Origin of the sequence: Chryseobacterium taiwanense (assembly GCF_000813825.1) — a bacterium.
Taxonomy (GTDB): domain Bacteria; phylum Bacteroidota; class Bacteroidia; order Flavobacteriales; family Weeksellaceae; genus Chryseobacterium; species Chryseobacterium taiwanense.
Genome location: NZ_JWTA01000002.1, coordinates 1 through 26,464, shown reverse-complemented (window position 1 = coordinate 26,464; position 26,464 = coordinate 1). Strand labels below are relative to the sequence as shown.

Here is a 26,464-nt window from a genome sequence, read left to right as displayed (position 1 = left end):
ACAATCACATGAAATATTTTATCATTTTCTTTTCAGCATTCTTATTGATCGGATGTAAAAAAGATAAAGAAACTGTTTCTTCCCAAGCATCGGGAGATTCTTCAACTATCGTTCAGGACTCGATGAAAAATGAAACTTCATCAGGAGAAATTTCTGTAGAAACCTTTCCTTTTCCTACGGAGATTAAAGAATGTTCATGCTATTTTGCAAAGAACAAAGCAGACTTTGAAAACGAAAAATACATCTATGCAGATGATGCCGGAAAAACGGCTTATATGAAACTTGACGGTAAAAGATTGGCTATGAATCTTATTTCCTCAAGCGACATGGAAGTAGATGAAGAGCTTAACAAAGAAATAGAAAGTGGAGAATATAAAATCTCTGTAAAAGGGAAGAAAATAAAGAACGAAGAAGCTTTATTATTCCAAGGTACACTGACCATTGAAAAACCAGATGGTACAAGAATTACCATGCCTATTTACGGTGAATGTGGATGTTAAAATGACTTCCGAGAAAATACAAAAGAATGCTTCCGATAGACCGGAAGCATTTTTTATTTCGTAAATTTGAGAAAAATAAAATTTCATGGAATTATCTAATATAGAACCGCAAATAATCTGGAAAAACTTCTCCAAATTAAATGCTGTTCCAAGACCTTCAAAAAAAGAGGAAAAAGTCATTGCTTTCATCAAAGAATTTGGTGAAAATCTAGGATTGGAAACTACGGTAGATGAAGTAGGAAACGTAATCATCAAAAAACCAGCAACCGCAGGTATGGAAAACCGTAAATCTATTGTTTTACAATCACACTTGGATATGGTTTGCCAGAAAAACAGTGATGTTAATTTCGATTTTGAAACTGAAGGAATTAAAATGGAAATTGACGGAGACTGGGTAAAGGCAAAAGGAACGACTTTAGGAGCAGATAACGGATTAGGAGTTGCTACTATTATGTCAATTCTTGAAAGCTCAGATATTCCTCACCCTGATTTGGAAGCTCTTTTCACAATAGATGAAGAAACTGGAATGACAGGTGCTTTAGGTTTAAAACCAGGTCAGTTAACCGGACAGATTTTATTAAATCTTGATACTGAAGAAGACGATGAGATTGATATCGGCTGTGCAGGAGGAATTGATGTGACGATCACTCAAAACTACGAGACTGAAGCTGCAAACGGACAAATCGTAAGATTTGAAATAAAAGGATTACAGGGTGGTCACTCCGGAATGGATATCCACAAAGGTTTCGGAAACGCCAATATTATCTTAGGAAGACTTCTTTACAAAGGGTTGGAAAAAGAAAACATCCAGCTAATTTCTATTGATGGGGGTGGATTGAGAAATGCAATTCCAAGAGAAGCTGTAGCGATTGTTTCTGTAAGAAATGCTCAGGAATTCATTTTAGAAGTTACTGAACTTAAAAAAGAAATTCTGGAAGAGTTTGCAACTATCGAAGCAGGTCTTCACATCAATATTGAAAATACGACCTCTTCTGAAAAAGCTCTTTCTGAAGCAGATTCAAAGAAAATTATCTTGGCATTAAAATCTCTGCACAACGGAGTTTACAGAATGAGTCCTGATGTAAAAGATCTGGTAGAATCTTCAAACAATGTAGCAAGAGTAGAATTGAAAGGAGGAGCTTTAAAAATCTTAAACCTTTCCCGTTCTTCTGTAGAATCTTCTAAATACTCTGTAGCTGAGCAGTTAAAATCAGTAGCAGAATTAGCAGGAATGAATGTAGAATTCAGTGGTTCTTATCCGGGATGGAAGCCAAAACCAGGTTCGGAGATCGTTCAGCTGATGGAAAAGATCTATGTTGAAAAATTCAATGAAAAACCACACGTTGTGGCTTGTCACGCTGGTTTAGAATGTGGAATTATCGGAGCTAATTATCCTGAAATGGAAATGGTAAGCTTCGGACCTACCATCAGAGGAGCTCACTCTCCTGATGAAAAGGCCAATATTACTTCGGCTCAGAAATTCTGGGCGTTTACAAAAGATATTTTAGCGAATATTCCTTTAAAATAAAATAGAGAAATACAATATTGAATATCCAAAGTCATTAGATTTTGGATATTTTTAATTTTAATCATTAAGATATATTTAAAATAATTATGAAAAGTATCACAGTATTTTGCGGTTCAAGCTTTGGTTCGGATGATGTTTTTAAAGAACAGGCGACTTTACTTGGGCAGACGTTGGCAAAACAAGATATTCAGTTGATTTATGGCGGTGCAGATGTAGGTTTGATGGGCGCTGTTGCAGATGGAGCCTTGCATTCCGGTGGAAAAGTGATTGGAATTCTACCCCACTTTTTACAGTCAAAAGAAATTGCTCATAAACAACTGACTGAATTAATTTTGGTAGAAACCATGCACGAAAGAAAAACTAAAATGAACGACCTCTGTGACGGCGTGATTGTTCTTCCGGGAGGTTACGGAACTCTGGAGGAGTTTTTCGAAATGATCACATGGGCACAACTTGGTCTTCATAAAAAGCCAATCGTCCTTTTGAATATTGACGGCTTTTATGATGATTTGATTAAACTCGTACAAACGATGGTTGATAAAGGATTTTTAAAACAGATCAATCGGGAGATGTTGCTGATCAGTGACAATATTGATGAAGTGTTGGAGATGATGAGAAATTACAAAGCTCCGACAGTCGGAAAATGGATTTCGAAAGGTGAAGTTTAATATATTTGCAATATTAAATTTTTCACACACAAAAGAAATATAATAATGAAAAATATTTTTCTGGCAGCAGGACTCTTTTTAAGTCAAATCATTTCTGCGCAGTACAATTACCCTGTAACCCCTGAAAAAGCGGTTGTAGATGATTATTTCGGAACCAAAATCACAGACCAATACAGATGGCTGGAAGATCTTAAAAACCCTGAAGTAGAAAAATGGTTCAAATCTCAATCGGATTTTAGTCATAGCATCATTAATACAATCCCTCATCGTGAAGATTTATACAAACGTATGAAGGAAGTACAGGAAATGAACGGTGATTCTTTCGATGCTATATTTCAAAGACAAAACACGTATTTCTATACAAAAACCAAGAAAAACGAAAATCTTTCTAAATTATATTCAAGAGACCTTTCTTCAGGAAAAGAAACATTAATTTTCGACCCTGAAACCCTTGGAAAAGACACTCAGATCACCAATTTCGCTATTGATTCTAAAGCAAAAAAAATTGCTATTTTGTTTTCAAAATCCGGTGGTGAAATTTGTAATTTGAGGATTTTAGATCTCACGACTCACCAACTGTTAAAGGATGAAATCGGGCCTATCTGGAGTGAATTTGGTTTTGAATTCACACAGGATGATAAAGGAATCCTTTACACTAAAATGAGTACTTCGGATCCCGACAGCAATATGCTTTTAAAAGATATGAAAGCGATGCTTCATGTAATCGGAATGGATACAAAAACCGATAAAATATTGGCTTCAAGAGAAGAATATCCGGAACTGAATGCTTTAACAGAGCAATTCACAAGTGTTTATTTTACCGATGACTATAAATATATTGTTCTGAGATTAAGTTCTGTAAAATCAGAAAGTCCGATTTTTGTTGCCCCTTATTCAGAATTAAAGAATAAAAAAGTAAAATGGAGACAGATTATAAAACCTTCGGATGATATTACCGATGTATTCATTTCTGGCGACAAGCTTTTCCTGCTTACCCATAAAGATACTCCGAATTACAAAATAACGCTTACAAGCCTTTCAAAACCTGATTTAAACAATGCAAAAGTGGTTGTTCCCGAGAGCAAAGACAAAGTAATTATCAGCATTCATAATTCTAAAAATTACCTTTATTATTCTTTAGGAGACGGTATCGTGAGAGATAAATATCAGGTAAATATCAATACACTGGTAGGGAAAAAGGTTGATTTTCCAACCGGAGTCAACAGCTCATTATCTCTTAACCAAAGAGAAAATGACAATATATTTTGTAATAATGTCAATTGGCTGACTCCATTAACCACTTATGAATACAATCCGGAAAAAGGAGATATTGTAAAAAGCAAATACCTTAATTCCGAAACAAATTATCCTGATTACAATGCACTTTACACGGTAAAAGAAATTGAAGTGAAAAGCCATGACGGTGTAATGGTACCTCTTTCTATCATTTATCCTAAAAACATGAAAATGGATGGTAGTAATCCTGCATATATTACAGGATATGGCGGTTACGGTTTTTCTTACGAGCCTCGTTTTTCAGCAAGACTTTCCGTATTGTTGGAACAAGGTGTTATCCTTGCTGTAGCTCACGTAAGAGGTGGTGGAGAAAAAGGGGAAAGATGGCATGAAGCGGGAATGAAAGCAACAAAACCCAATACCTGGAAAGATTTCATTGCCTGTTCAGAATATCTGGTCAATCAAAAATATACGTCTCCTTCAAAATTAATCGGAAACGGAGTAAGCGCAGGCGGAATTCTTATCGGAAGAGCGATCACTGCAAGACCGGATCTTTATGCAGTAGCCATTCCTGAAGTTGGTTTGACTAATGCTTTAAGAACAGAAATCACTGCAAATGGGCCCAACCAAATCCCGGAAATTGGAACATTAAAAAATGAAGAAGATACAAAGCATCTGATTGAAATGGATGCTCAAAGTAAGGTAAAAAAAGGAGTAAAATATCCTGCAGTAATCGTACGTGTAGGAATGAACGATTCCAGAGTGGTTCCTTGGATGCCTGGTAAATTTGCAGCAGCTTTACAAAACAATTCAGCTTCCGGAAAACCGGTTTTACTTTATGCAAATTATGATAACGGTCACTTTACCAGCGATTATGATGTTATTTTTAAAGAATATGCAGATATTTTTGCTTTTGCATTGTGGCAGGTTGGACATCCTGATTTTCAGCCTTCTAAAAAATAAGATAAACAAAACCTCCTGAAGATTTTCTTCAGGAGGTTTTGTTTATTTTAAATTAAAAATTCTTCTAAGGATAAGGAGCAATTTCCACTTCCAGTCCTTCCATTTCAGGAACCATATGCAACTGGCAACCCAATCTACTGTTGCTTTCCACATGGAATGCTTCAGCTAACATTGCATCTTCTTCAGCACCCATTTCAACCAATCCTGGATCGTTTATTACATATACCTGACAAGAAGCACACATTGCCATTCCTCCGCAAACTCCGATCGTTCCCTCTTCTGCCAATTCATATGAACGGATAATTTCCATTAAGTTCATGGACATATCCGTAGGAGCTACAATATCGTGAGTTACACCTTCTCTGTCGGTGATTTTTATATTAATATCTGACATAATTTTGCAAAATTAGTCAATTTTTTTCACAACAGCCTTCTCTGCTTCTTTTCTACTTCCGTCGAAACCATCTACTCCACTTACTGTTGTATATTTCAATACGAATTTTTTACCCGGATTCAGTCTGTTATAAACACTTTGACACATCAAAGTCGCTTCATGGAAACCACAAAGAATCAACTTCAGTTTCCCAGGATATGTGTTAATATCACCGATTGCGTAAATACCATCGATGTTCGTCTGATAATCTAATGCATTATTTACAACGATTGCATTTTTCTCGATATTTAATCCCCAGTTTCCGATTTCCCCTAATTTTGGAGTTAAACCGAATAATGGGATAAAGTAATCTGTTTCAATATCATAAGGATCTTGTCCATCTACAGCAACCGTGATCGCTTCAACTTTTCCGTCCCCCTTAATCGCTGTAACTTCAGCAGGAGTGATCAATTTAATTTTTCCTTGATTTTTTAAATCCTGAACTTTTTCTACAGAATCTAAAGCACCACGGAACTCATTTCTTCTGTGGATCAATGTAACTTCACTTGCAACATTAGATAAGAAAACACTCCAGTCAAGTGCAGAATCTCCTCCTCCGGCAATCACTACTCTTTTATTTCTGAAATGTTCAGGTTCTTTTACGAAATATTCAAGACCTTTTTCTTCATAGTCTGCAACATTATCCATTGTTGGCTTTCTAGGCTCAAAAGTTCCCAAACCTCCTGCAATAGCAATAGCTTTAGCTCTGTGAACAGTTCCTTTATTAGTCACCACTTCAAACCACTCATCATCTACTTTAGTGTAAGAAACCGCTGTTTCGCCTAATGTAAATCCTGGTTGAAACTGCTTGATCTGCTCCATCAAGTTATCTACTAATTCACCTGCATTTACAGACGGATACCCCGGAATATCGAAAATAGGTTTTTTAGGATAAAGCTCTGCCAATTGTCCTCCTGGTTGAGGAAGTGCATCAATGATGTGACACTTCATTTTTAATAATCCTGCTTCAAATACAGCAAAAAGCCCCGTTGGTCCTGCTCCTATGATCAATATATCGGTAGTTATCATAATTATAAGATAATTTAATTATACTTGTAGCTGCAAATTTACTAATTTTAATGCGAAGCATATTTAATTCATTCTAAATAAAAAACTGAGATTTGTCAAATAATAAGAAAAACAGGGCTAAAAATTTGGCAACCTTTTTGTAAATGTCTAACCATGAAGAAAATTTTAAACCTTATTGCGATATTTATATTCTCTCTGAGTTTTGCTCAAATAGACAATATTGCGAACGGTGAATCCATCACACTTAGAATTCATTACGGGTTTCTGAATGCAGGAAGTGCAAATCTTACTGCTCAAAATATCAACTACAAAGGAGTACCTCATCTTTACGTAAAAGGAACAGGACAAACAACAGGTGCTGTAAGAGCTTTTTTCAAAGTAGATGATTTATACGAAAGTTATATAAATATCCATACGGGATTACCCAGTTTCTATGTAAGAAACGTAAAAGAAGGAAGCTATCGTCAGCATTTTGAAACCACTTTCAATCATGATAATAACACTTTGATTTTAACTGATAAAAAAACACCTGCAAACGGTTCTAAAGTCATAAAATCAGTGAAAGGAGTTCAGGATATGCTTTCCTGTTTTTATTATTTAAGAAGTAAAAGTCCTACCGAATTAAAGACAGGTACCATCATCAACATGAATGTCTGGATTGATGATGAGATGTTTCCCTTTCAGTTAAAAGTAGTAGGTACAGAAAATTTAAAAACAAAATTCGGAACTATAAACTGTCTAAAAATTATTCCATCTGTAAAAAGCGGAAGAGTTTTTAAAGAGAAAGAAGGAGTAACGATGTGGGTTTCTAATGACTACAACCATATTCCTATGCTCTTAAAAGCGGAGTTGGCGGTTGGTTCTTTAAAGGCAAGTATTGATGATTTTAAAAATGTAAAATACCCTTTAAAGTTTGTAAAATAACAGCGTCAATTTTTGATATAAAACTGGTTTCGGCTGCCCAAAGGGCAGCCGAAACCAGTTTTAATTCTCCCTCAACAACATTTACCTTTTCTAATTGAATAAAATGAAAATTTTTCATTTTTATTTCCTGAGTGATGTAATACATTTTCAATATCGGTTGTCATGAATGTATAAGCCTAAGAACATCATGAAAACCAAATTGCTCTTTACACTCTTATTATTTTCCTGTTTCATATATTCCCAGAAAAAGGAAGACGAAGCTATTGTAAGAAAGAAAATGCTCATCGCAAAAACCTCATCTTCCCCAAAGATTGATGGGATTTTAGATGATGCAGTATGGCAAAATGCTCCCATTGCCACCAATTTTATTGAACGAAATCCCAATAACGGAAAACCACAAGCAGATTCTATAAAAACTGAAGTCAGAATTTTATATGATGATACTGGTATTTATTTCGGAGCGCAAATGTATGATCCCACTCCCAATAAAATTGCTAAAGAACTGACGGAAAGAGATGGGATCAACAATGATGATTTCTTTGGCGTAGCTTTGAACGGTTATAATGATAAGCAGCAGAGTTTAGAATTTGTAGTGACCGCTGCAGGTGTTCAGTACGATGCAAAACTTACTACAGATGGTGAAGACGATACCTGGAACTCGATTTGGTACAGTGGCGCAAAAATTAATGAGAAAGGTTGGGCGGTAGAAATAAAAATTCCTTATTCGGAACTCAGGTTTCCCAAAAATAATGTTCAGGAATGGGGTATGAATATATTCCGAAGAATTCAGAGAATTAAAGCATCTTATGACTGGAATTTCGTAGACAATGCCAAGAATTCTTACACTCTTTTTGACGGAGTTTTACAAGGAATTGAAAACATCAATCCTCCTACCCGATTGTCTTTCACCCCTTATTTTTCTACGTATGTGAATAGTTTTGACGGAAAAACCACTTCAAGCTTCAACGGTGGAATGGATGTAAAATATGGAATTAATGATGCCTTCACTTTTGATATGACCCTGATTCCGGATTTTGGACAGGCTAATTTTGATAATTCAATCTTAAATCTAACCCCTTTTGAACAGCAGTTTTCTGAGCAAAGAACTTTCTTTACGGAAGGAACCGAATTATTCAGCAAAGGAGGAATGTTTTACTCAAGAAGAGTTGGCGGAGAACCGTCACATTATCCGGCAATCAATGACCATGAAGAAGTCACCGAATATCCTGCAAAAGTAAAATTATTTAATGCTTTTAAAATTTCAGGAAGAACAAAAAAAGGATTGGGAATCGGCTTTTTCAATGGAGTCACTCAGAAAATGGAAGCATCTATCCTTAACCTTGAAACCGGAGAAACCAGAAAGGAAGTAGTAGAACCGTGGACGAATTATAACGTATTGGTTTTTGACCAAAGATTTAACGGAAATTCATCCGTATCATTAATCAACACAAATGTTACGAGAGACGGAAATTTCAGGGATGCGAATGCAACAGGGCTTCTTTGGGATCTGAACAATAAGAAAAACACGTATAAAACCTTCGGAAGTGTGAAAGGAAGCTGGGTAATGGATGAAGGAACAAAATTCGGAACAAAAGCTGAAGCCGGGCTGGAAAAAATATCAGGAAAACATCGTTTCAGCCTTAATGGGAATTTGACGACAAAAGACTGGGATATTAATGATGTAGGATTTTCAACAAAAACAAACTTCGCAAATTATAATGCTTGGTACGGTTACAGAATTTTGCAGCCTACCAAAACATTCAACAATATATATTTAAATTTTAACCTGAATTATTATCATAGATTAGAACCTTTTATCTTCCAGAATTTTGTTTTCAATCACAATAACAGCTTTACCGATAAGAACTTCAGAAATTTCGGTGGGGGAATTGAGTTTACCCCTTTTGGTCAGAATGATATTTATGAGCCTCGTACCTTCGGAAGACATCTTAAAGTTCCCGGATATTTTGATTCTTGGGTTTGGTTTGAAAGTGACAGCCGAAAAAAACTGCAATATAATTTCACGATAGATTATTACGCGTTTGACGAAAAAGGAAGAAACCAGGTATTTACCAACTTTGGGCTTCGTTATCGATTTTCAGACAGATTCAATGTAAACTGGAGTTTTAATCCAAGTTTCAGTAATAACGAAACCGGTTTTACAGGGAAAAGCGACACCGATATTTTCATTGGAAGAAGACAAAGAAACACCTACGAAAATGCCTTAACCTCAAAATATACATTCAATGAAAAAACTGCTCTTACCTTAACGTTCAGACATTATTTTTCTGACGTTACCTACAAACAGTTTTATACTTTAAATCAGGATGGAAGTTTGGCAGAAACCGATCTTTTTAACAAAAATCTAAACGGAACGTACAACGCATGGAATGTTGATCTAAGGTTTTCATGGTGGTTTGCTCCGGGAAGTCAACTGACTTTATTGTACAGAAATGCAACTTCAAATTATCTCGAAATGTCAAGATTGAATATGACAAAGAATTATGACATGCTTTTCAGTGAGCCTACCGTAAATAACTTTTCATTAAAGCTTACCTACTTTTTAGATTATAATCGCGTGAAAGGCTGGACGAAGAAAAAGAATGTAAAAAGCTAATAACCGAAGTAATTTTTTATGAATACAGTTTTTAATTACGTTTTGTTTCTTAGGTCAGTAATTAAAAACAAAAACCCTCCGAAAATTTCGGAGGGTTGATTTTTTATAATGTTTTAAACTGTTCCAACGTTCTGATATCATTTTCAAAGAACATTCTGATGTCGCTCATTTGGTAAAGAAGCATTACAATTCTTTCAATACCCATTCCGAAAGCGTATCCTGAATATTTATCAGCATCAATGTTTACGTTTTTCAAAACGGCAGGATCTACCATTCCGCAACCCATGATTTCCAACCATCCCGTTCCTTTTGTAATTCTGTAATCAGTTTCAGAATTCAATCCCCAATATACATCAATTTCAGCACTTGGCTCTGTGAAAGGGAAATAAGAAGGTCTCAATCTGATTTTCGATTTTCCAAAAAGCTCAGTGGTAAAGAACTGGATCGTCTGCTTTAAATCTGCAAAGCTTACATTCTCATCAATATATAACCCTTCAATCTGATGGAAAATACAGTGCGAACGTGAAGAAACCGCTTCATTACGGAATACTCTTCCCGGAGACAAAATTCTGATCGGCGGCTGATTTTCTTCCATATAACGGATCTGAACCGAAGAAGTGTGCGTTCTCAACAAAATATCAGGATTCTGTTCGATAAAGAACGTATCCTGCATATCTCTTGCCGGATGATATTCCGGTAGGTTCAATGCGGTAAAGTTATGCCAATCATCTTCAATTTCCGGTCCGTCTGCAACAGCAAAACCGATCGATTTAAAGATTTCAATAATTCTATTTTTCACCAAGTTGATTGGGTGTCTTGAACCTAAATCTAATGGGAAAGCCGGTCTTGTTAAATCCTCTTTCTCTAAGATAATAGAAGATGCGGAAGAATTTTTTAAATCCTCCAACTTTACATTAACCGCGTTCTTAAGCGTATTGATCTTTTGTCCAAATTCTTTCTTTTGGTCGTTCGGAACTTCTTTAAATTTTTCAAAAAAATCGTTCAGAATTCCTTTTTTACCATTGTACTTAATTCGGAAGTTTTCAATTTCTTCTTTTGATGTGGTACTGAAGCTGTTTACTTCAACTAGTAATTCTTCTATCTTTTCTATCATTGTTTTACCCTTTCAAAATGTTTTGCAAAAATACGATTTTTCAACGGAATAATTTTCCTTAAACTGTTAAAAAAAATCTGCCTCTTTTCAGGGGCAGACTATAATCACTTATTTTATCTTAATAAAAAAATTATTTTTTTTCTAAAGCTTTCACATTAATCTGCAATGTGACCTCATCTTTAATCACCCCGTTTTCAGCAGGTGCCTGAAACTTTACTCCAAATTCTTCTCTCGGTATATCTTTAGGCTCAGTGGCTATACTTACTACTCCATCCTTTAATGACACATTCGCTTTAAAGGCAATAGATTTTGTAATTCCTTTAATGGTCAAATTACCATCCAAAAGCGTATTATAATCTCCTTCTGCTAATGGAGTAATCTTTGTGATTTCATAAGAAGCGGTAGGAAATTTTTCAACTTCAAAAAAGTCACCACTTTTCAGATGCCCGTTTAATTTCTCCAGCTGCTCTGCATCATCTTTCAAATCAACAGACGTTAAAGAGTTCATATCCGCCACAAATTTTCCACTTTCAAGCTTTTCGTCTTTTACTGTAACATCTCCGCTTTCAAATTTTATCGTTCCGAAATGACTGGTGCTTTCAGATTTTAAAATTTTATATCCTTTCCATTCTACTCTACTGTTCAGGGTGTCGAGAATAAACTGATTACCATCTTTAGTGGTTACAATTTCATTGCTTTCACTCGTCAATGGTTTCTCCTTGTTACAAGAAACAGCAACAGCAGCAACAAGAAAGGTGGGAATCGCCAATAAAAACAGCTTTTTTTTCATTTTCATAAATTTTCATTACCACAGCTAATATAATAAAAAATCTTTGCTCCTTCAAACATATCATTTCATTACATTTGTACTATGCTATTAGAAATAAACAATTTATACTTCTCACATACAAAAGAAAAACCTCTGTTTCAGAACCTTAATCTGAAATTTGAAGCCGGTAAAATAATTGCATTGGCAGGAGAAAGCGGATGCGGAAAATCAACCTTACTGAGTTTGATCTATGGTCTTTTGGATTGGGAAAGCGGAGAGATTATTTTTGATGGAGAAAAACTAATGGGTCCTAAAGGAAATCTTGTTCCCGGAGAAGCCGAAATGAAATTTGTCGCTCAGAATTTTGACTTAATGCCTTACGCTACTGTTTCTGAAAATGTAGGAAAGTTTATTTCTAATATTAATTTAGCCCAGAAAAAAGAAACAGTTACAGAACTTCTAGAAGTAGTCGGACTATCAGAATATGCGAATGTTTTACCAAAATATCTAAGTGGCGGGCAACAACAAAGAGTCGCTATTGCAAGAGCTCTTTCCGTTATGCCCAAACTTTTGATCTTAGATGAGCCTTTCAGTAATCTGGATTTCCCAAGAAAAATTGAACTTCGTGAAAGACTTTTTTCTTATGTAAAACAAAATAAAATCTCCTTAATTATTTCCACCCATGAGCTTCAGGATATTATTCCTTGGCTGGATCAGATCATTGTGCTTCAAAACGGACGATTAATTCAAAATGATAATCCGGAAGACACATTTAAAAATCCGTATAATGCTTATGTTGCCAAGCTTTTTGGAGAAGTGAATATTTTTAACGAAACAGAAGTTGCCGATTTTGATCTAAAGAAATTCTCTTATTATCCGAAAGAAATCAGCATTTCTGAAAACGGTATCGAAGCAGAAGTGTTGGAAAGTAGATTTGCCGGAAATTTTTATTGGAATAAAATAAAGGCAAAAAACAAAGAGATTGTCTTATATACAGATAAAAGCCTAAACAGTTCTATCAAAATATCTTTCATTTAAATCAACCCAACCTTCACATTTCCTTACACTTATACTGTTAAAATTTTAATAAAAAAAATACAAATGCAAGAATTGAATTTAAACTTTTCTTACATTTGTACTTCCACAGCATAAGGAAACTTTTGGTTAATTCTCTTTCTGCCTTAAAGATAAAATTAGCAATCCTGCAATGAATCTTTGAAAGATTACCCTATCCAATTTTTTCCTTTTTTTTATGCCTTTTTCACAAATTCTGATTTTAAAGCCATCGCGCCGAAACCATCAATTTTACAGTCAATATTATGATCACTGTCTGGTCTCAGACGGATATTTTTCACTTTAGTTCCCGCTTTTACAGGTTTTGGTGCTCCTTTTACCGGAAGATCTTTCATTACGATCACCGAATCACCATTTTGTAGTTCGTTGCCGTTAATGTCTAAGATTTTATCATCATTTCCGGCTTCTGCAGGATCCCATTCATGGAAACACTGGCTACAAACCATCAAACCATCCTGCTCATACGTAAACTCTGAGCTACATTTCGGACAAAGTACAGTATCACTCATATTTTTAATTTTTGCAAAGGTAGGGTTTTTGAGTTATGAGTTAAAAATTATAAGTTATAAGTTCGCCACATTTGAAATTTAAAATAGGACTGAAACCCACTCATAATTTATAACTTATAATTTATAACCTAATAAAATTTAAATTTTTCGTATTTTTGCAGATTCAAAATAGCAGAACCCAATTTTATGGAACTTATTCACAGAAACTTAGCCATCGGAATTCACGATGCTTTACAGGAAACATTTTTCGAGAAAAATAAATACGCCGATAAAGTAATCGAAAGACTTTTAAAAGCCCATAAAAAATGGGGAAGCCAGGACAGAGCCGTTGTTTCTGAAATTTTCTATAATATCATCCGTTGGAAAAAACGTTTGGAATACTATATGGGGGAAGGCGTAAAACCTAATAATGTTTACAAACTGATCATTGCTTATCTTCTTTGGAGCAAAACCAACTATAAAAAGTTTGAAGAATTCGATGGGATCAAAATTGCTGATATTTTAACCAAACTTAAAAAGAACACCGTTCCTACAAAAGCAATAGAACACTCTATTCCTGATTGGTTGGCTGAAACATTAGAAAAAGAATTAGGTGAAAAATGGGAAAAAGAGATGCATGCTTTGAACGAGCAGGCTCCTACCGTTTTAAGAGCAAACTCTTTGAGAACGACACCAAAAGAGCTTATTTCTGATCTTTCCGATGAGAATATCGTTTCTTATCCTATCAAAAATTATCCTGATGCTGTTCAGCTTGAGGAGAAAAAGAATGTTTTCCTTACCACAGCTTTTAAAGAAGGATTGTTTGAGGTTCAGGATGCTTCTTCACAAAAAATCGGATACTTCCTTGATGTAAAAGAAGGACAAAGAGTTGTTGATGCTTGTGCAGGTGCAGGTGGAAAAACACTTCACTTAGCTGCTTTAATGCAAAATAAAGGACAAATCATTGCTTTAGATATCTTCGACTGGAAATTGGCAGAATTGAAGCGTCGTGCAAAAAGAGCAGGAGCTCACAACATCGAAACACGTATGATTTCTGATAATAAAGTAATCAAGAGACTTCATGAAAAAGCAGACAGATTGCTGATTGACGCTCCATGTTCTGGACTTGGGGTATTGAAAAGAAATCCGGACAGCAAATGGAAAATTGATCAGGATTTTATCGACAGAATCAAAAAAGAACAACAGCAGATTCTTCAGGATTATTCTAAAATCCTTAAAAAAGGAGGAAAAATGGTGTACGCTACTTGTTCGATCTTACCTTCTGAAAACAATTTGCAGGTTGACGAATTCATCAAAAACAATCCGAACTTCAAAATGATCAAAGACGAAAAAGTAATGCCAAGTGAAGGCTATGACGGATTCTATATGGCTCTGATCGAAAGAGTTTCTTAAAATAATCGAAAATACAATATATAAACTACTCTATTTTTTGGAGTAGTTTTTTGTTTACATGATATAAATAGAAATAATCACGAGTATCATAGAAAATTATTCTACTTCCAATTTTTTCCTTTATTAGTTGAAAAGGTTCCCAACTTTGAGTTTCCACCTTAAGATTCTCTACAGTATTTTCCCGTAATCCATTAAAGAAAGTAAAAGTTTTAGTGTCTTTAAATATTAAAAAATAATCTGAATAATAGGATTCGATATAATATAAAAAATCATGAATTCTATGAGAGGAATAAAGTGATTTATATAAATTATCATCTTTCAACCCTTCAGTATTTATACCAAAAACAAACTCATCATTTTTCCATTGTATGATTTGCTGATCTTTAAGCAATAAAATTTCAGTATTCATCAATTCTCCAACCAATCCTGAAGGTTTAGCAATAATTTCATTAATAAAATCATCAGGGCTTACTTCTAAAGGTATTTTATCATTTAAATTATACTGAAAATTTACAGTAATAAGATGTCGATTTAATTTTTTCTGATTTAAAATTGCGTATTCAACACATTTTAAAACCGTTTTAACCTCTATTTTTGAACTCATAATCCGAATCGCCAATCCTCTTTTATTGCTTTTTGCAACAAAACCATTATTCAACCATGGTAATTTATGTGCAGAATTTTCATTCTCAATAATGAAAAAATCTTTAGTATTATAATAAGGCATTGTCATTCTTTCTATAAGAATTGTGTCATTATAAGCATATTTCTCTGCTATACGCTGGGAAAGTTTACCAAAAATTTCCATTTTCAATTCTTCAGAAGAAACTGTTTTAGAACCAAAGTTGAATTCTGAAATATAAAAGGTTTTCACATTTCCAAAGTTTGCAACTTTAACTTTAGGCTTATGAGCAGTCAGAATTTCCGAAAATAGCAGAAATATAAAAAGAAGAAAAATTCGAGTCAAGGTTATTATTTTTTGTTTGAACGTAACATTTCTAAAATTATTTCATACTAATAGAGATATAAAATTCATAAAGAATATTCTTAATATAAATTAAAAATTATCTTTGTAAAAAACCAGCTTTAATTATGTATCAAAGAATTTTATTAAGTTTTTTCACCTTTTTATGTGGTCTTGCTTTTGCACAAACTTATGAAGTGCAATATACCAGTTCTTATAACGGGAAAGTATTGACAGAACAGCCTTCAACGTTAGTTTGGGCAAATGAAAAGGAAAATTTCATCTTGAACAATAAAATCCGAGAGCAAAAAGCAGATTTCCCGTTTGAACTTACCAAGGTTGAAAAGCCTTCAAATACAGTTGTTTCTTACGCATTTTTAAAACCCAACGAGACCATTTCAGCTTCCGATGCAGAATCTGTAGGAAAACAGACTTTTGAATTCACCAATGAAACCAAGAAAATCTTAGGTTACACTTGTAAAAAAGCAGTTACGAAAATCAACTCAAACACGATTGAAGTTTGGTATACCAATGATTTAAAAATTCAGGGAGGACCTTCAACAATCGGACAAAATCTTGGCTTTGTTTTAGAAATCGAAAGAAATAAAAACTCTTTGATCACGGCAAGCTCCATTAAAAAAGTTAAGAAAACCGATATCGACAATATTATTAAAGGTTCGATTAATTCTACAGATCAGTTAGGCTACAAAGATCTCCTTTGGAAAAGCAGATTCACTATTTTAAAAGTTTTTGATAATGAAATCATCAACTTTTCCGACGCCTCAAAATCTAATGAAAACGTAAAACGATTTGCAAACGGAACCATCATTCTTAAAAAAATTAAGTTTCCAAAAATCACTGAAGGAGAAAATATTTTTGTTGAATTAAAGCAACAATCAAACGGAGACGCTTACGACAGAACCGGAACTGTATTTTTTATTCCTCAGGATAAATCTCAAACATTCTTCGATGGTTTAGAAAAGGGAGCAAAAACCCTTCCCGTTTATGACAACGGAAACGGGAAACAGTATTTTGGAGTAGCTGCTACGGAAAATTACAATCCGGCTGTTGAGATGATGAGATTTTTTACAGCTTTCGGAATCAATAAATTCAATCACATTCAGCTGAAAGATAAAAATTGGCAAACCATCAGTCCTTATCGTCAGGATATAACCGAATTGAAGCCATCTTTATCGGAAAAAGAATTATGGATCGGAATATTTATCGGGAATTATGATAAAGGTGGTCACAAAGTGAGTATGGAAATCACCATTCACAAAAGCGACCAGACAATATATAAAAACAACACGGTAATTCCTTTGTTTAATACATTAAACATTATGGAAATGGCAGGACAGGATTATTCCACGATGTTCAATCAGAATAAAGGATTGTTTGTAGAATTTACCTTGAAAAAAGATTTGAAAAATGCTCAGTTGAGATACATTACCACCGGTCATGGCGGTTGGGAAAACGGGGACGAATTTGTTCCTAAAGCCAACTCTATCTTCCTAGACGGAAAAGCAACCTTCTCTTTTGTACCATGGAGATCAGATTGCGGATCTTACCGTCTCTATAATCCTGCATCCGGAAATTTCGCAGATGGACTTTCTTCTTCCGATTTAAGCAGATCAAACTGGTGTCCCGGAACCGTTACCAATCCTAACTTCATTCCGCTTGGAGATTTAAAAGCCGGAAAACATACCATTCAGGTAAAAATTCCTCAAGGATCAACAGAAGGAACAAGCTTCAGTTCATGGAACGTTTCAGGGGTTTTACTAGGAAATGAATAAAAAAAAACCTTCTTGCAGGAGTTCCTGCAAGAAGGTAAAAACACAAATGATGAAAAAAAATTATTTCGAAGAACAAATAAACGACAAAAAAATGTCAAATTAATTATCATAGATTAATTTTTTTTTAGTTTTTATTTCGTAAATAATAACAACCCCGAATTAAAATTTTCCTTTAAAATAAAACAAAATTTTATTTATATAGAAAATTTTAAACTAAAACATATTAAAAAAAATAAATAATAAATCAATTATACTTTTTTATTTGTTATTTTTACACAAGCCTTATACATTTGTCACATATAAAAAAATTATAAAAAATGTGTGGAATTGTATGTTTGTTTAACGCCAAACAAAAAACAGAAATATTAAGACCTCAAGTTTTGGAAATGTCTAAAAAAATCCGCCACAGAGGTCCCGATTGGAGCGGTGTATTTCAAAATGATAAAATAATTTTCTCTCACGAAAGATTGGCTATTGTAGATCCAACTTCAGGAAAACAACCATTATTCAGCAAAGATGGTAATATTGTTTTAGCTGTGAACGGTGAGATTTACAATCATCAGGAACTGAAAAAAGAATTTCCTGATTATGAATTTCAGACTCAGTCAGACTGTGAGGTTATCTTAGCGCTTTATAAAAAATACGGAAAGGATTTTCTGGAAAAATTAAACGGAATTTTTGCCTTTTCTCTATATGATATTGAAAACAATGTTTATCTAATCGCCAGAGATCATATGGGAATCTGCCCATTGTATCACGGTTGGGATAAAAACGGAAACTATTACGTAGCCTCAGAATTAAAAGCATTAGAAGGAGTTTGTAAAACCATTGAAACTTTTCTTCCCGGACATTTTGTGTACAGCAAAGACGGAAGTGATCTTCAGCAATGGTACAAAAGAGACTGGGAAAGTTACGACGCCGTAAAAGACAACGAAACTGATATTGCAACATTAAGAAAAGGGCTTGAAGATGCTGTTCACAGACAACTGATGAGTGATGTACCGTACGGAGTTTTACTTTCCGGCGGACTTGATTCTTCTGTAATTTCTGCAATTACAGCAAAATTTGCAAGACAGAGAGTTGAAAGTGGAGATACTCAGGAAGCTTGGTATCCGAGATTGCACAGTTTTGCAATAGGATTAGTAGGATCTCCGGATCTCGCCGCGGCAAAAAAAGCAGCCGAACATATCGGTTCCGTTCACCATGAGGTTAATTTTACCATTCAGGAGGGATTGGATGCTATTCGCGATGTGATTTATCATTTGGAAACTTATGATGTTACGACAATAAGAGCTTCTACTCCGATGTATCTTTTGGCAAGGGTTATTAAATCGATGGGAATCAAAATGGTGCTTTCCGGAGAAGGTTCAGATGAGCTATTCGGTGGATATTTGTATTTCCACAAAGCTCCGAATGCGAAAGAATTCCATGATGAAACGGTAAGAAAATTAGGAAAGCTTCATTTGTATGATTGTTTGAGAGCCAACAAAGCGTTGATGAGTTGGGGAATTGAAGGCCGTGTTCCTTTTCTGGATAAAGAATTTATGGATATTGCCATGACCATTAATCCTAAAGATAAAATGATCAGTACAGCCGAAGGTAAAATCGAAAAATGGGTATTAAGAAAAGCTTTCGAAGACATTCTTCCTGAATCGATTGTATGGAGACAAAAAGAACAGTTTTCTGACGGAGTGGGTTATTCATGGATCGATACTTTAAAAGAAATCGCTGAAAAGGAAGTCACCGATGAAATGATGATTAATGCAAAATTCAGATTTCCTTTAAACACTCCTCAAAACAAGGAAGAATATCGCTACAGAACGATTTTTGAAGAGCATTTCCCAAGTGAAACTGCCGCTGCAACAGTACCTTCTGTTCCATCAGTAGCTTGCTCTACTCCTATTGCATTGGAATGGGATGAAGCTTTCAAGAAAATGAACGATCCAAGCGGAAGAGCTGTAAAGGTACATGAAACATCATACGACAAATAGTGATGAATGATAAGTTGTTAAGGATGAGTTAAATTAACCTAATTTTTGACTTACAATTTTCAGCTTTACAATAAAAATTTATCAATCCTGTAGCAATACAGGATTTTCTTTTGAATTTACGTTAATAATATTGTCAGATTTTAACCGTTAATCAAAAATAATATATAATAAATAATTATATTTGGAAATCGAAAATTCAATTATAAGAAAATGAAAAGAAACATTACTATCTTTTTTGCTTTATTATCCATGAGTTTTGCTTTTGGACAAGGTAAATTTGCCAAATATTTAAACTCAAAGAAACTTGCTTTAGCGTATAAAACCGTAAAAGACAACGAAAAAGATGATTACTATCAACAATATTACTGGCTGGCAAAAGCTGAGTACCTTAAAACATATCCGCACCTTAAAGATGTGAAACCTGCAGTTCTTTATGAATTTGTAAAAAAAGTAAATCCTCAGAATCCTACTAAAAAATTAGATGCAAGAGGAAAAGAACTGAGAGCTACTGCGGAATTATCTCTTAACCAATATTTCAAGAATAAAAACTTTGAGAACAATTCTGTATTGATGTACAATCTTGAAACGTATGTAGATCCTTCTCAAGGTGAATACTTCACAAAAGTTGACCCTGAAAAAATCAAGGAACTGGTACCGAAAGAATTATTTGCTTTCAATTCATTAAACAAAAAAACAAAGGAAGAGGTAACATATTATCTTTGGATTGACAAGAAAAAGGATGATTTCAATATTGTAGACATTATTCCTAACGAAAAAGAAGATAAAGCGTTCTACACAAGACTGAGACAATATCTTCCGAACTATAAATTTTCAAAATACGTTCCATCTGTAAAAAAAGGAACTAAAACTGATAAAACGGACACTGACTATTATTACATTATGCCATTCGAGCAAAACACTGATAATATAGAGTATAAAACAAAAGATTTCAAAACTTACATTTTAAGCCAGTACAGAAAAGCTGGTGACGAGTGGAAAGGAGTAGAAAAACCTAGAAAATAAATCAAAAAGTCTTGTGAAATCTCGCAAGACTTTTTTAATTTTATATGGATTTCTTTATCTAAGTAACAGCTTGTATTCATACAGTAGGTTATCGCGTCGGAAATTTTTCATACTACAATGGTGAAAATTCCTATCGCAGAGAAATCTAAATCTAAAAAAATGTCAGAAGTAATTTCGCAGCCCAATTCAATAAAAAAAATCCTACCCCTGATTCTTGCCACCGCAATTTTCATGCAGATGCTGGATTCCACCATTTTAAATACTTCCTTACCTTCCATTGCAAAAGATCTTCAAGAATCTCCGCTCAACATGCAAAACGCCATCATCAGTTATGTTTTAACATTGGCTGTTTTTATGCCTGCTAGTGGATTTTTAGCTGACAGATTCGGGACCAAGAAAGTATTCATTTTTTCATTAGTACTTTTCAGTTTAGGATCTTTATTTTGTGCTTTATCACAAAACCTTACTCACCTCGTTATTTCACGAGTGATTCAGGGAGTTGGAGGAAGTCTTATGACGCCCGTTGGAAAATTAGCTTTAATTAAAACTTTCGATAAAAACGAATTATTAAAAGCTATGAACTTCGCCATCATTCCTGCACTTATAGGACCGGTTTTAGGACCTTTAGTTGGTGGATATATGGTAGATTACCTTTCATGGCACTGGATCTTTTTAATTAACATTCCAATCGGAGTACTGGGAATTGTTTTAGGACTTAAATTCATGCCCAACTACACCTCAAAAGATGTAGACTTTGATCTGAAAGGATTTTTAATTTTTGCAGCAGCCTCTCTCCTGCTTTCCATTTCACTGGAACTCTTTGGTGATATGCAAAATACAACACCGGTTTTGGTTGTCTTTATTTTGGGCTTTCTTTTTATGTACTATTATTACAGACATGCCAAAAGAGATGAAAGCCCTATTTTCCCATTAAATTTATTTCAGGTGCGAACGTTCCGTGTAGGAATCATTGGAAACCTTGCAACAAGATTAGGAATCAGCTCTGTTCCTTTATTATTACCGTTAATGATTCAGATTGCCTACAAACAATCGGCCGTTACTTCCGGATGGATCATTGCACCCATGGCAATCACCGCTATGTTTGGAAAATCGTATGTCATTAAAATATTAGATAAATTCGGGTATAGACAAACCTTAATGATCAATACTTTTATCATTGGAACATTAATTTGTTTACTTGCCATCCCAAACATTAATACTTCTTTATACTGGTTCATTCCCATTATTTCCGTCTTAGGATTTTTCAATTCTATTCAGTTTACTTCCATGAATACCATTTCTATTGCTGATTTAAGAAACTTCCAGACCAGTAGCGGAAATTCATTATTATCCGTAAACCAACAATTGGCAATCGGTTTTGGAATTGCTTTTGGATTAATTGTTTTAAAAATATTTGAAAACACAGACCTCATCAAGGGCGAAATTCACAATGCATTCCGATACACGTTCCTTACCGTAGGAATCCTCACGATTATTTCAGGATTTGTTTTCAGAAGACTTCATATTTCAGATGGAAAAAACATGAAATCTAAGGAGGATTAGAAGGATTATACTACTTACCACAGATCAATGCATCTGATCTTTCACTACCCTACCTTTGCTATATAAATTACAATAATATGGCAACTAAAAAAGTAGAAATGGTAGTAGCTCCAAAACCTGCCCATTTTGTAGGTGACGGTTTTAGAGTTCATAATTTTATTCCCGGAGTAAGCGGAATGGATATGAAAAGAATGGATCCTTTCATTATGCTTGATTATAATTCAAAATTTCATTTCAACGGAACTGAAAATCCAAGAGGTGTAGGTGTACATCCTCACAGAGGTTTTGAAACCGTAACCATAGCTTATCAAGGGAAAGTACAACATCACGACAGTGCAGGTGGTGGTGGAATCATTGGTCAGGGAGACGTACAATGGATGACTGCTGCGAAAGGAGTTCTTCACAAAGAATACCATGAAACGGACTGGGCAAAAGAAGGTGGTATTTTCCAAATGGTTCAGCTTTGGGTAAACCTTCCTTCAAAAGATAAAATGAGCAATCCTAAATATCAGTCCATTAAAAACTCAGAGATGAAAAACGTTGATCTTGGAGAAAACGGATTGGTAGAAATTATTGCAGGAAGCTATAAAGATGAAAAAGGGCCTGCAACGACTTTCAGCCCGGTACATATGATGAATGCAAAACTGAAAAAAGGAGGAAAAGCAGCATTTGATTTCCCTGCAAATTTCAACACGGCAGCTTTAGTGATTGAAGGAAGTATTTTGGTAAATGGAGAAGAAAAAGTAAAAACAGACCACTTAGCGCTCTTCAAAAATGAAGGTGAAAATTTCACGATTGAAGCTACTGAAGATGCTATTGTATTAATCATAAGCGGACAGCCTCTAAACGAACCAATCTATCCTCATGGTCCTTTTGTGATGAATTCAAGAGAAGAAATCATACAGGCTTTTGAAGATTATAATTTAGGAAAATTCGGGTATTTAGCTGACTAATAAGAATTAAACTAAACTTAAAACTCATTTATTTCTTTTTTTCTTAACTTTATATATTATCATTCTGAAAAAAAAGGAAAGATTGTTCTTAGCATTAAATATTTATTTGAACCATTAAGATATATTAAGTTACTAAGTTAATTAAGAAAAAATCAAAGATTTTTTGCGAGCGAAATCCTTTAAAGCAAAGCTCCACTTAATATTCTAAAAATCTTAAGACATCTTAATGGTTTAAATTCATACATGATCAAAGACCATTCATAAAAATAAAATTTTATAGGTATGAAGAATTAAGATTGAAATTAAATTCATTAAAGATCAGCTTCAATCCGGATTTCATAATAGCAAAAAAGCTTCAAAACACCATAAACATTAGAAAAATCACTACATTCGTTTAAACAAAATATAAAAACCTCATTACACATCATGTCAAACATAGGACTTATCATTGAAGAAAAATCAGCAGATATAGGAAACTTTTTAGTTGGAAGACTTTTACCTTTCCGTGAGAAAAGAGCAGTGGGACCTTTCGTATTTATCGATCATATGGGACCCTCTGAATTAAAGGATTATCAAAATCTTGACGTTCCTCCGCATCCGCATATCGGACTTTCAACTTTAACTTATCTTCTGGAAGGATCTATCTTTCACAGAGACAGTATCGGAAGTGCTTTAGAAATAAAACCGGGAGCGGTAAACTGGATGACGGCAGGAAAAGGTGTTGTACACTCAGAAAGAACTCCGGAATATCTAAGACATTCTGATAAAAAACTTCACGGTTTCCAAATCTGGGTAGGATTACCAAAACATCTGGAACAATCTGAACCTACGTTCCATCATATCGAAGCAGAAGATATTCCGGTTTGGGAAGAAGATGGAATTCAGTATAAATTGATCGCAGGAGAAGCATTCGGAAGAACATCTCCGGTTCCGGTTCACAGTAAATTATTTTTTATTGAGATCAAAACAAAAGAGGCAAAAAAAATCAGCATTGGAAAAGATCTTTACGGTGAAGCAGCCATGTATGTTTTAGACGGAACGGTGACTACGGATGGAAATTCTTACGGTTCAAAACAATTAATGATTGCTAAAGACACGAAATTATGCGAATTTGAAATGAGCGAAAACGGAACGGTTTATCTTTTCGGAGGGGAACCTTTCGATGAAGAACGTTTTATATTCTGGAATTTTGTAAATTCAAATAAAGAACTCATAGACGAAGCTAAAGTAAACTGGCATGACCAAAATCACGAGGCCTTTCCTTTAGTTCCGGGTGATGAAGAAGAATATGTTCCGCTTCCGAAAGCAATTTTAAACAGAAAACCTTAAGAAATATAAATGATGAAAATATTAGCATTTGCAGGAAGCACTTCTTCCACTTCCATCAATAGAGAACTGGTAAAATTTGTTCTGAAAGATTTTCAGAATGAGGATATCAATTTAATTGATCTCAACAATTTTGATATGCCTGTTTTTTCTGTAGATCGCGAAAAGAAAGGTTTTCCGGATGAAGCGCACAACTTTTTAAAAGCAATTGAAGAATGCGATGTAATCATCTGTTCTTTGGCAGAGCACAACAGATCGTACAGTGCTGCGTTTAAAAACGTTTTTGATTGGGCTTCCAGAATTAATGTAAAAGTTTTTCAAAATAAACCCATGTTTTTGATGTCAACTTCTCCAGGTGGTTATGGTGGTGGAAATGTTATGAATACCGCGAAAACATTTTTTCCAAATTTTGGAGCAGACATTAAAGAAACCTTTTCTCTTTCGAAGTTTTACGAAAATTTTGATTTGGAGAGAGGAGTGATCAATCCTGAAATGCTAAATGACTTGAAAACCAAAATTGAAAGTTTTAAAACTCAAATCGGAAACTCATGACAAAAGGAAGACTGGAAGCTTTTAGCGATGGGGTTTTAGCGATTATTATCACGATCATGGTTCTTGAACTGAAAGTTCCTGAAGGTAACAGCTGGAATGACCTCAAACCTCTTCTTCCTAAGTTTTTAGCCTATATTTTCAGTTTTATCTATGTCGGAATCTATTGGAATAACCATCATCATTTGTTTCAAACCGTAAAAAGGATCAACGGAAAAGTTCTTTGGGCTAATCTTCATCTTCTGTTCTGGCTTTCTTTAATGCCTATTGCAACAGAATGGATCGGATCAACCCGTTTTGCAGAAAATCCAGTGGCTACTTATGGGATTACATTGGTAATGTGTGCCGTAGCCTATACAATTCTGGAAAACACAATTATCAAGTCTGATGGTGAAGGTTCCCAACTGAAAGAAGCCATTTCTTCTAAAATTAAAGAATATGCTTCCATTGTTTTATATGCTCTCGGAATCGTAACTTCATTTTATTATCCTTATATTGCAATAGGGTTTTATTATTTTACGGCTTTGATGTGGCTGATTCCGGACAGAAGAATTGAAAAATCATTAAACAAAGACTAATATGGAAAAGCACGAGTATATTAATGGCAACCTTACTGTTATTTGGCAACCCCAAAAGTGTATTCACTCCACAGTTTGTGTAAAAATGCTGCCCAAAGTGTACAATCCCAAGGATCGCCCTTGGATAAAAGCAGAAAATGCATCGGTTCAGGAGCTCCAGAATCAAATCGATCACTGTCCTTCCGGAGCATTAAGTTATCAATTCAATACAGAAAAATAATGGCAATCACCGTAAAAGCAAGTTTAGGAAAAGAAAAATATTATACAGAAGTTGTCGCTGGTGAAAATACATTGATCACCGATGAACCTGTGGATAAAGGTGGACAAAATAAAGGCTTCAATCCATTCGAAATACTAGCTACGTCTTTGGCAAGCTGTACCGCAGCTACTCTAAGAATGTATATTGAAAGAAAAGAATGGGATGTTGAAAAAATAAATGTAGAAGTAGAATTGGAAAACTTTCCTTTAACCAAAAGAGCTGTTTTCAAAAGAGACATCACTTTTGAAGGAACCGATCTTGATGATGAACAGCTAAAAAGACTTCACACCATTGCAGATGCCTGTCCTGTCCATAAAATATTAACAAACGATATCGAAATACTAACTAAATTCTCATAATATGATTGAAGTAAAACAAAACAACGACGAAAAACACGGAAATTTTGAAGCATTCATAGACGGAAACCATGCTGGGCTTATGACGTACACTTGGGCAGGAGAAGAGAGATTTATTATAGATCATACTGAAGTAGAAGAAGCTTACAACGGAAAAGGTGTTGGCAAAGAAATGCTTCTGGCAGCTGTAGAATTCGCAAGAAAAAATGGAAAAACCATTATTCCGCTTTGTCCTTTTGCAAAAGCCAGCTTCCAGAAACACGAGGAGCTTCAGGATGTTTTAGTAAATCAGACTCCAGCGCAGTAAATTTTTAAATTTTAAAAAGATACAGAAACCTTTCAGATTGCAATCT

Annotated in this window: 25 protein-coding genes; 19 read left to right on the top strand and 6 right to left on the bottom strand. The window is 34.6% G+C overall.

What is annotated here, in order from left to right; genetic code table 11:
* Positions 1-8 precede the first annotated feature (8 nt).
* The 4 genes from RM51_RS02055 (at position 9) to RM51_RS02040 (ending at position 4,895) form a co-directional block, all read left to right on the top strand.
* Entirely contained in the window at positions 9-500 is a 492-nt protein-coding gene (locus RM51_RS02055) for a hypothetical protein (protein WP_039364635.1), read from the top strand.
* A gap of 85 nt (positions 501-585) precedes the next feature.
* A complete protein-coding gene (locus RM51_RS02050; RefSeq protein WP_039364633.1) occupies positions 586-2,028 on the top strand; it encodes an aminoacyl-histidine dipeptidase in 1,443 nt (480 codons plus the stop codon).
* A gap of 86 nt (positions 2,029-2,114) precedes the next feature.
* Positions 2,115-2,696, top strand: coding sequence for an LOG family protein (locus RM51_RS02045; protein ID WP_039364631.1), 582 nt, complete (start codon positions 2,115-2,117; stop codon positions 2,694-2,696).
* Positions 2,697-2,741: 45 nt separating this feature from the next.
* Positions 2,742-4,895, top strand: coding sequence for a prolyl oligopeptidase family serine peptidase (locus tag RM51_RS02040; protein ID WP_039364629.1), 2,154 nt, complete (start codon positions 2,742-2,744; stop codon positions 4,893-4,895).
* Between the two features lie 64 nt (positions 4,896-4,959).
* On the opposite strand, the gene RM51_RS02035 is transcribed toward RM51_RS02040, so the two are convergent.
* Together RM51_RS02035 and RM51_RS02030 are read right to left on the bottom strand one after the other, a co-directional pair.
* On the bottom strand, positions 4,960-5,289 hold the full coding sequence (locus RM51_RS02035) for a 2Fe-2S iron-sulfur cluster-binding family protein (RefSeq protein ID WP_039364628.1): 330 nt from the start codon (positions 5,287-5,289) through the stop codon (positions 4,960-4,962).
* A gap of 12 nt (positions 5,290-5,301) precedes the next feature.
* Entirely contained in the window at positions 5,302-6,357 is a 1,056-nt protein-coding gene (locus RM51_RS02030) for an NAD(P)/FAD-dependent oxidoreductase (protein WP_039364626.1), read from the bottom strand.
* A gap of 153 nt (positions 6,358-6,510) precedes the next feature.
* Between RM51_RS02030 and RM51_RS02025 the strand changes: the two genes are divergently transcribed.
* Positions 6,511-7,281 (top strand): DUF3108 domain-containing protein, encoded by a 771-nt coding sequence (locus RM51_RS02025; protein ID WP_039364624.1) that lies wholly within the window; start codon positions 6,511-6,513, stop codon positions 7,279-7,281.
* A gap of 187 nt (positions 7,282-7,468) precedes the next feature.
* Positions 7,469-9,898 carry a DUF5916 domain-containing protein gene (locus tag RM51_RS02015; RefSeq protein ID WP_039364873.1) on the top strand — a complete coding sequence of 810 codons (2,430 nt, stop codon included), beginning with the start codon at positions 7,469-7,471 and terminating at the stop codon, positions 9,896-9,898.
* Positions 9,899-10,001: 103 nt separating this feature from the next.
* On the opposite strand, the gene pheS is transcribed toward RM51_RS02015, so the two are convergent.
* Both pheS and RM51_RS02005 read right to left on the bottom strand, forming a co-directional pair.
* Positions 10,002-11,012, bottom strand: coding sequence for a phenylalanine--tRNA ligase subunit alpha (gene pheS / locus RM51_RS02010; protein WP_039364620.1), 1,011 nt, complete (start codon positions 11,010-11,012; stop codon positions 10,002-10,004).
* 130 nt (positions 11,013-11,142) lie between these two features.
* Complete coding sequence (locus tag RM51_RS02005) at positions 11,143-11,802, bottom strand: YceI family protein (RefSeq protein WP_039364872.1); 660 nt, start codon at positions 11,800-11,802, stop codon at positions 11,143-11,145.
* 81 nt (positions 11,803-11,883) lie between these two features.
* On the opposite strand from RM51_RS02005, the gene RM51_RS02000 reads away from it, so the two are divergent.
* A complete protein-coding gene (locus tag RM51_RS02000; protein WP_039364618.1) occupies positions 11,884-12,819 on the top strand; it encodes a sulfate/molybdate ABC transporter ATP-binding protein in 936 nt (311 codons plus the stop codon).
* A 212-nt stretch (positions 12,820-13,031) separates the two neighbouring features.
* Here the strand turns inward: RM51_RS02000 and RM51_RS01995 are convergent, their stop codons facing one another.
* Positions 13,032-13,364, bottom strand: a complete 333-nt coding sequence (locus RM51_RS01995; protein WP_039364616.1) for a zinc ribbon domain-containing protein YjdM — start codon at positions 13,362-13,364, stop codon at positions 13,032-13,034.
* 186 nt (positions 13,365-13,550) lie between these two features.
* Between RM51_RS01995 and RM51_RS01990 the strand changes: the two genes are divergently transcribed.
* Positions 13,551-14,756, top strand: a complete 1,206-nt coding sequence (locus tag RM51_RS01990; RefSeq protein WP_039364614.1) for an RsmB/NOP family class I SAM-dependent RNA methyltransferase — start codon at positions 13,551-13,553, stop codon at positions 14,754-14,756.
* A 25-nt stretch (positions 14,757-14,781) separates the two neighbouring features.
* Here RM51_RS01990 and RM51_RS01985 read toward each other — a convergent pair whose 3' ends face one another.
* Complete coding sequence (locus tag RM51_RS01985) at positions 14,782-15,723, bottom strand: hypothetical protein (protein ID WP_039364612.1); 942 nt, start codon at positions 15,721-15,723, stop codon at positions 14,782-14,784.
* 125 nt (positions 15,724-15,848) lie between these two features.
* On the opposite strand from RM51_RS01985, the gene RM51_RS01980 reads away from it, so the two are divergent.
* The 11 genes from RM51_RS01980 to RM51_RS01930 all read left to right on the top strand — a co-directional run bounded on the left by RM51_RS01980 (position 15,849) and on the right by RM51_RS01930 (position 26,418).
* Positions 15,849-17,513: a GLPGLI family protein gene (locus RM51_RS01980; RefSeq protein WP_039364610.1), complete on the top strand. Its 1,665-nt coding sequence runs from the start codon at positions 15,849-15,851 to the stop codon at positions 17,511-17,513.
* Positions 17,514-17,830: 317 nt separating this feature from the next.
* Positions 17,831-19,504, top strand: a complete 1,674-nt coding sequence (gene asnB, locus RM51_RS01975; protein WP_039364608.1) for an asparagine synthase B — start codon at positions 17,831-17,833, stop codon at positions 19,502-19,504.
* Between the two features lie 210 nt (positions 19,505-19,714).
* Positions 19,715-20,527, top strand: a complete 813-nt coding sequence (locus tag RM51_RS01970; protein WP_039364605.1) for a hypothetical protein — start codon at positions 19,715-19,717, stop codon at positions 20,525-20,527.
* Positions 20,528-20,686: 159 nt separating this feature from the next.
* A complete protein-coding gene (locus RM51_RS01965; protein WP_039364871.1) occupies positions 20,687-22,090 on the top strand; it encodes a DHA2 family efflux MFS transporter permease subunit in 1,404 nt (467 codons plus the stop codon).
* A gap of 77 nt (positions 22,091-22,167) precedes the next feature.
* Entirely contained in the window at positions 22,168-23,043 is an 876-nt protein-coding gene (locus RM51_RS01960; protein ID WP_039364603.1) for a pirin family protein, read from the top strand.
* Between the two features lie 426 nt (positions 23,044-23,469).
* Positions 23,470-24,372 (top strand): pirin family protein, encoded by a 903-nt coding sequence (locus RM51_RS01955; protein WP_039364601.1) that lies wholly within the window; start codon positions 23,470-23,472, stop codon positions 24,370-24,372.
* 12 nt (positions 24,373-24,384) lie between these two features.
* Positions 24,385-24,921 carry an NADPH-dependent FMN reductase gene (locus RM51_RS01950; RefSeq protein ID WP_039364870.1) on the top strand — a complete coding sequence of 179 codons (537 nt, stop codon included), beginning with the start codon at positions 24,385-24,387 and terminating at the stop codon, positions 24,919-24,921.
* The gene (locus RM51_RS01945; protein WP_039364599.1) at positions 24,918-25,496 is read left to right on the top strand and encodes a TMEM175 family protein; all 579 of its coding nucleotides are present in this window, start codon (positions 24,918-24,920) and stop codon (positions 25,494-25,496) included. The genes RM51_RS01950 and RM51_RS01945 overlap by 4 nt, the downstream gene beginning before the upstream one ends.
* 1 nt (position 25,497) lies before the next feature.
* On the top strand, positions 25,498-25,716 hold the full coding sequence (locus tag RM51_RS01940) for a (4Fe-4S)-binding protein (RefSeq protein WP_039364597.1): 219 nt from the start codon (positions 25,498-25,500) through the stop codon (positions 25,714-25,716).
* Entirely contained in the window at positions 25,716-26,114 is a 399-nt protein-coding gene (locus RM51_RS01935) for an OsmC family protein (protein ID WP_039364596.1), read from the top strand. The genes RM51_RS01940 and RM51_RS01935 overlap by 1 nt, the downstream gene beginning before the upstream one ends.
* A gap of 1 nt (position 26,115) precedes the next feature.
* Positions 26,116-26,418 carry a GNAT family N-acetyltransferase gene (locus RM51_RS01930; protein ID WP_185094990.1) on the top strand — a complete coding sequence of 101 codons (303 nt, stop codon included), beginning with the start codon at positions 26,116-26,118 and terminating at the stop codon, positions 26,416-26,418.
* Positions 26,419-26,464 lie beyond the last annotated feature (46 nt).

What these genes read in the sequence shown, in the direction of transcription:
- RM51_RS01990 (WP_039364614.1), top strand. Translation starts at nt 13,551, where the DNA reads ATGGAACTTATTCACAGAAACTTAGCCATCGGAATTCACGATGCTTTA.
- RM51_RS02050 (WP_039364633.1), top strand. Translation starts at nt 586, where the DNA reads ATGGAATTATCTAATATAGAACCGCAAATAATCTGGAAAAACTTCTCC.
- RM51_RS02005 (WP_039364872.1), bottom strand. Translation starts at nt 11,802, where the DNA reads ATGAAAAAAAAGCTGTTTTTATTGGCGATTCCCACCTTTCTTGTTGCT.
- RM51_RS01950 (WP_039364870.1), top strand. Translation starts at nt 24,385, where the DNA reads ATGAAAATATTAGCATTTGCAGGAAGCACTTCTTCCACTTCCATCAAT.
- RM51_RS01995 (WP_039364616.1), bottom strand. Translation starts at nt 13,364, where the DNA reads ATGAGTGATACTGTACTTTGTCCGAAATGTAGCTCAGAGTTTACGTAT.
- RM51_RS01965 (WP_039364871.1), top strand. Translation starts at nt 20,687, where the DNA reads ATGTCAGAAGTAATTTCGCAGCCCAATTCAATAAAAAAAATCCTACCC.
- RM51_RS01945 (WP_039364599.1), top strand. Translation starts at nt 24,918, where the DNA reads ATGACAAAAGGAAGACTGGAAGCTTTTAGCGATGGGGTTTTAGCGATT.
- RM51_RS02000 (WP_039364618.1), top strand. Translation starts at nt 11,884, where the DNA reads ATGCTATTAGAAATAAACAATTTATACTTCTCACATACAAAAGAAAAA.
- RM51_RS02045 (WP_039364631.1), top strand. Translation starts at nt 2,115, where the DNA reads ATGAAAAGTATCACAGTATTTTGCGGTTCAAGCTTTGGTTCGGATGAT.
- RM51_RS02030 (WP_039364626.1), bottom strand. Translation starts at nt 6,357, where the DNA reads ATGATAACTACCGATATATTGATCATAGGAGCAGGACCAACGGGGCTT.
- RM51_RS01935 (WP_039364596.1), top strand. Translation starts at nt 25,716, where the DNA reads ATGGCAATCACCGTAAAAGCAAGTTTAGGAAAAGAAAAATATTATACA.
- RM51_RS02035 (WP_039364628.1), bottom strand. Translation starts at nt 5,289, where the DNA reads ATGTCAGATATTAATATAAAAATCACCGACAGAGAAGGTGTAACTCAC.
- RM51_RS02055 (WP_039364635.1), top strand. Translation starts at nt 9, where the DNA reads ATGAAATATTTTATCATTTTCTTTTCAGCATTCTTATTGATCGGATGT.
- RM51_RS01940 (WP_039364597.1), top strand. Translation starts at nt 25,498, where the DNA reads ATGGAAAAGCACGAGTATATTAATGGCAACCTTACTGTTATTTGGCAA.
- RM51_RS02040 (WP_039364629.1), top strand. Translation starts at nt 2,742, where the DNA reads ATGAAAAATATTTTTCTGGCAGCAGGACTCTTTTTAAGTCAAATCATT.
- RM51_RS01980 (WP_039364610.1), top strand. Translation starts at nt 15,849, where the DNA reads ATGTATCAAAGAATTTTATTAAGTTTTTTCACCTTTTTATGTGGTCTT.
- RM51_RS01930 (WP_185094990.1), top strand. Translation starts at nt 26,116, where the DNA reads ATGATTGAAGTAAAACAAAACAACGACGAAAAACACGGAAATTTTGAA.
- RM51_RS02025 (WP_039364624.1), top strand. Translation starts at nt 6,511, where the DNA reads ATGAAGAAAATTTTAAACCTTATTGCGATATTTATATTCTCTCTGAGT.
- RM51_RS01955 (WP_039364601.1), top strand. Translation starts at nt 23,470, where the DNA reads ATGTCAAACATAGGACTTATCATTGAAGAAAAATCAGCAGATATAGGA.
- asnB (WP_039364608.1), top strand. Translation starts at nt 17,831, where the DNA reads ATGTGTGGAATTGTATGTTTGTTTAACGCCAAACAAAAAACAGAAATA.
- RM51_RS02015 (WP_039364873.1), top strand. Translation starts at nt 7,469, where the DNA reads ATGAAAACCAAATTGCTCTTTACACTCTTATTATTTTCCTGTTTCATA.
- RM51_RS01970 (WP_039364605.1), top strand. Translation starts at nt 19,715, where the DNA reads ATGAAAAGAAACATTACTATCTTTTTTGCTTTATTATCCATGAGTTTT.
- RM51_RS01960 (WP_039364603.1), top strand. Translation starts at nt 22,168, where the DNA reads ATGGCAACTAAAAAAGTAGAAATGGTAGTAGCTCCAAAACCTGCCCAT.
- pheS (WP_039364620.1), bottom strand. Translation starts at nt 11,012, where the DNA reads ATGATAGAAAAGATAGAAGAATTACTAGTTGAAGTAAACAGCTTCAGT.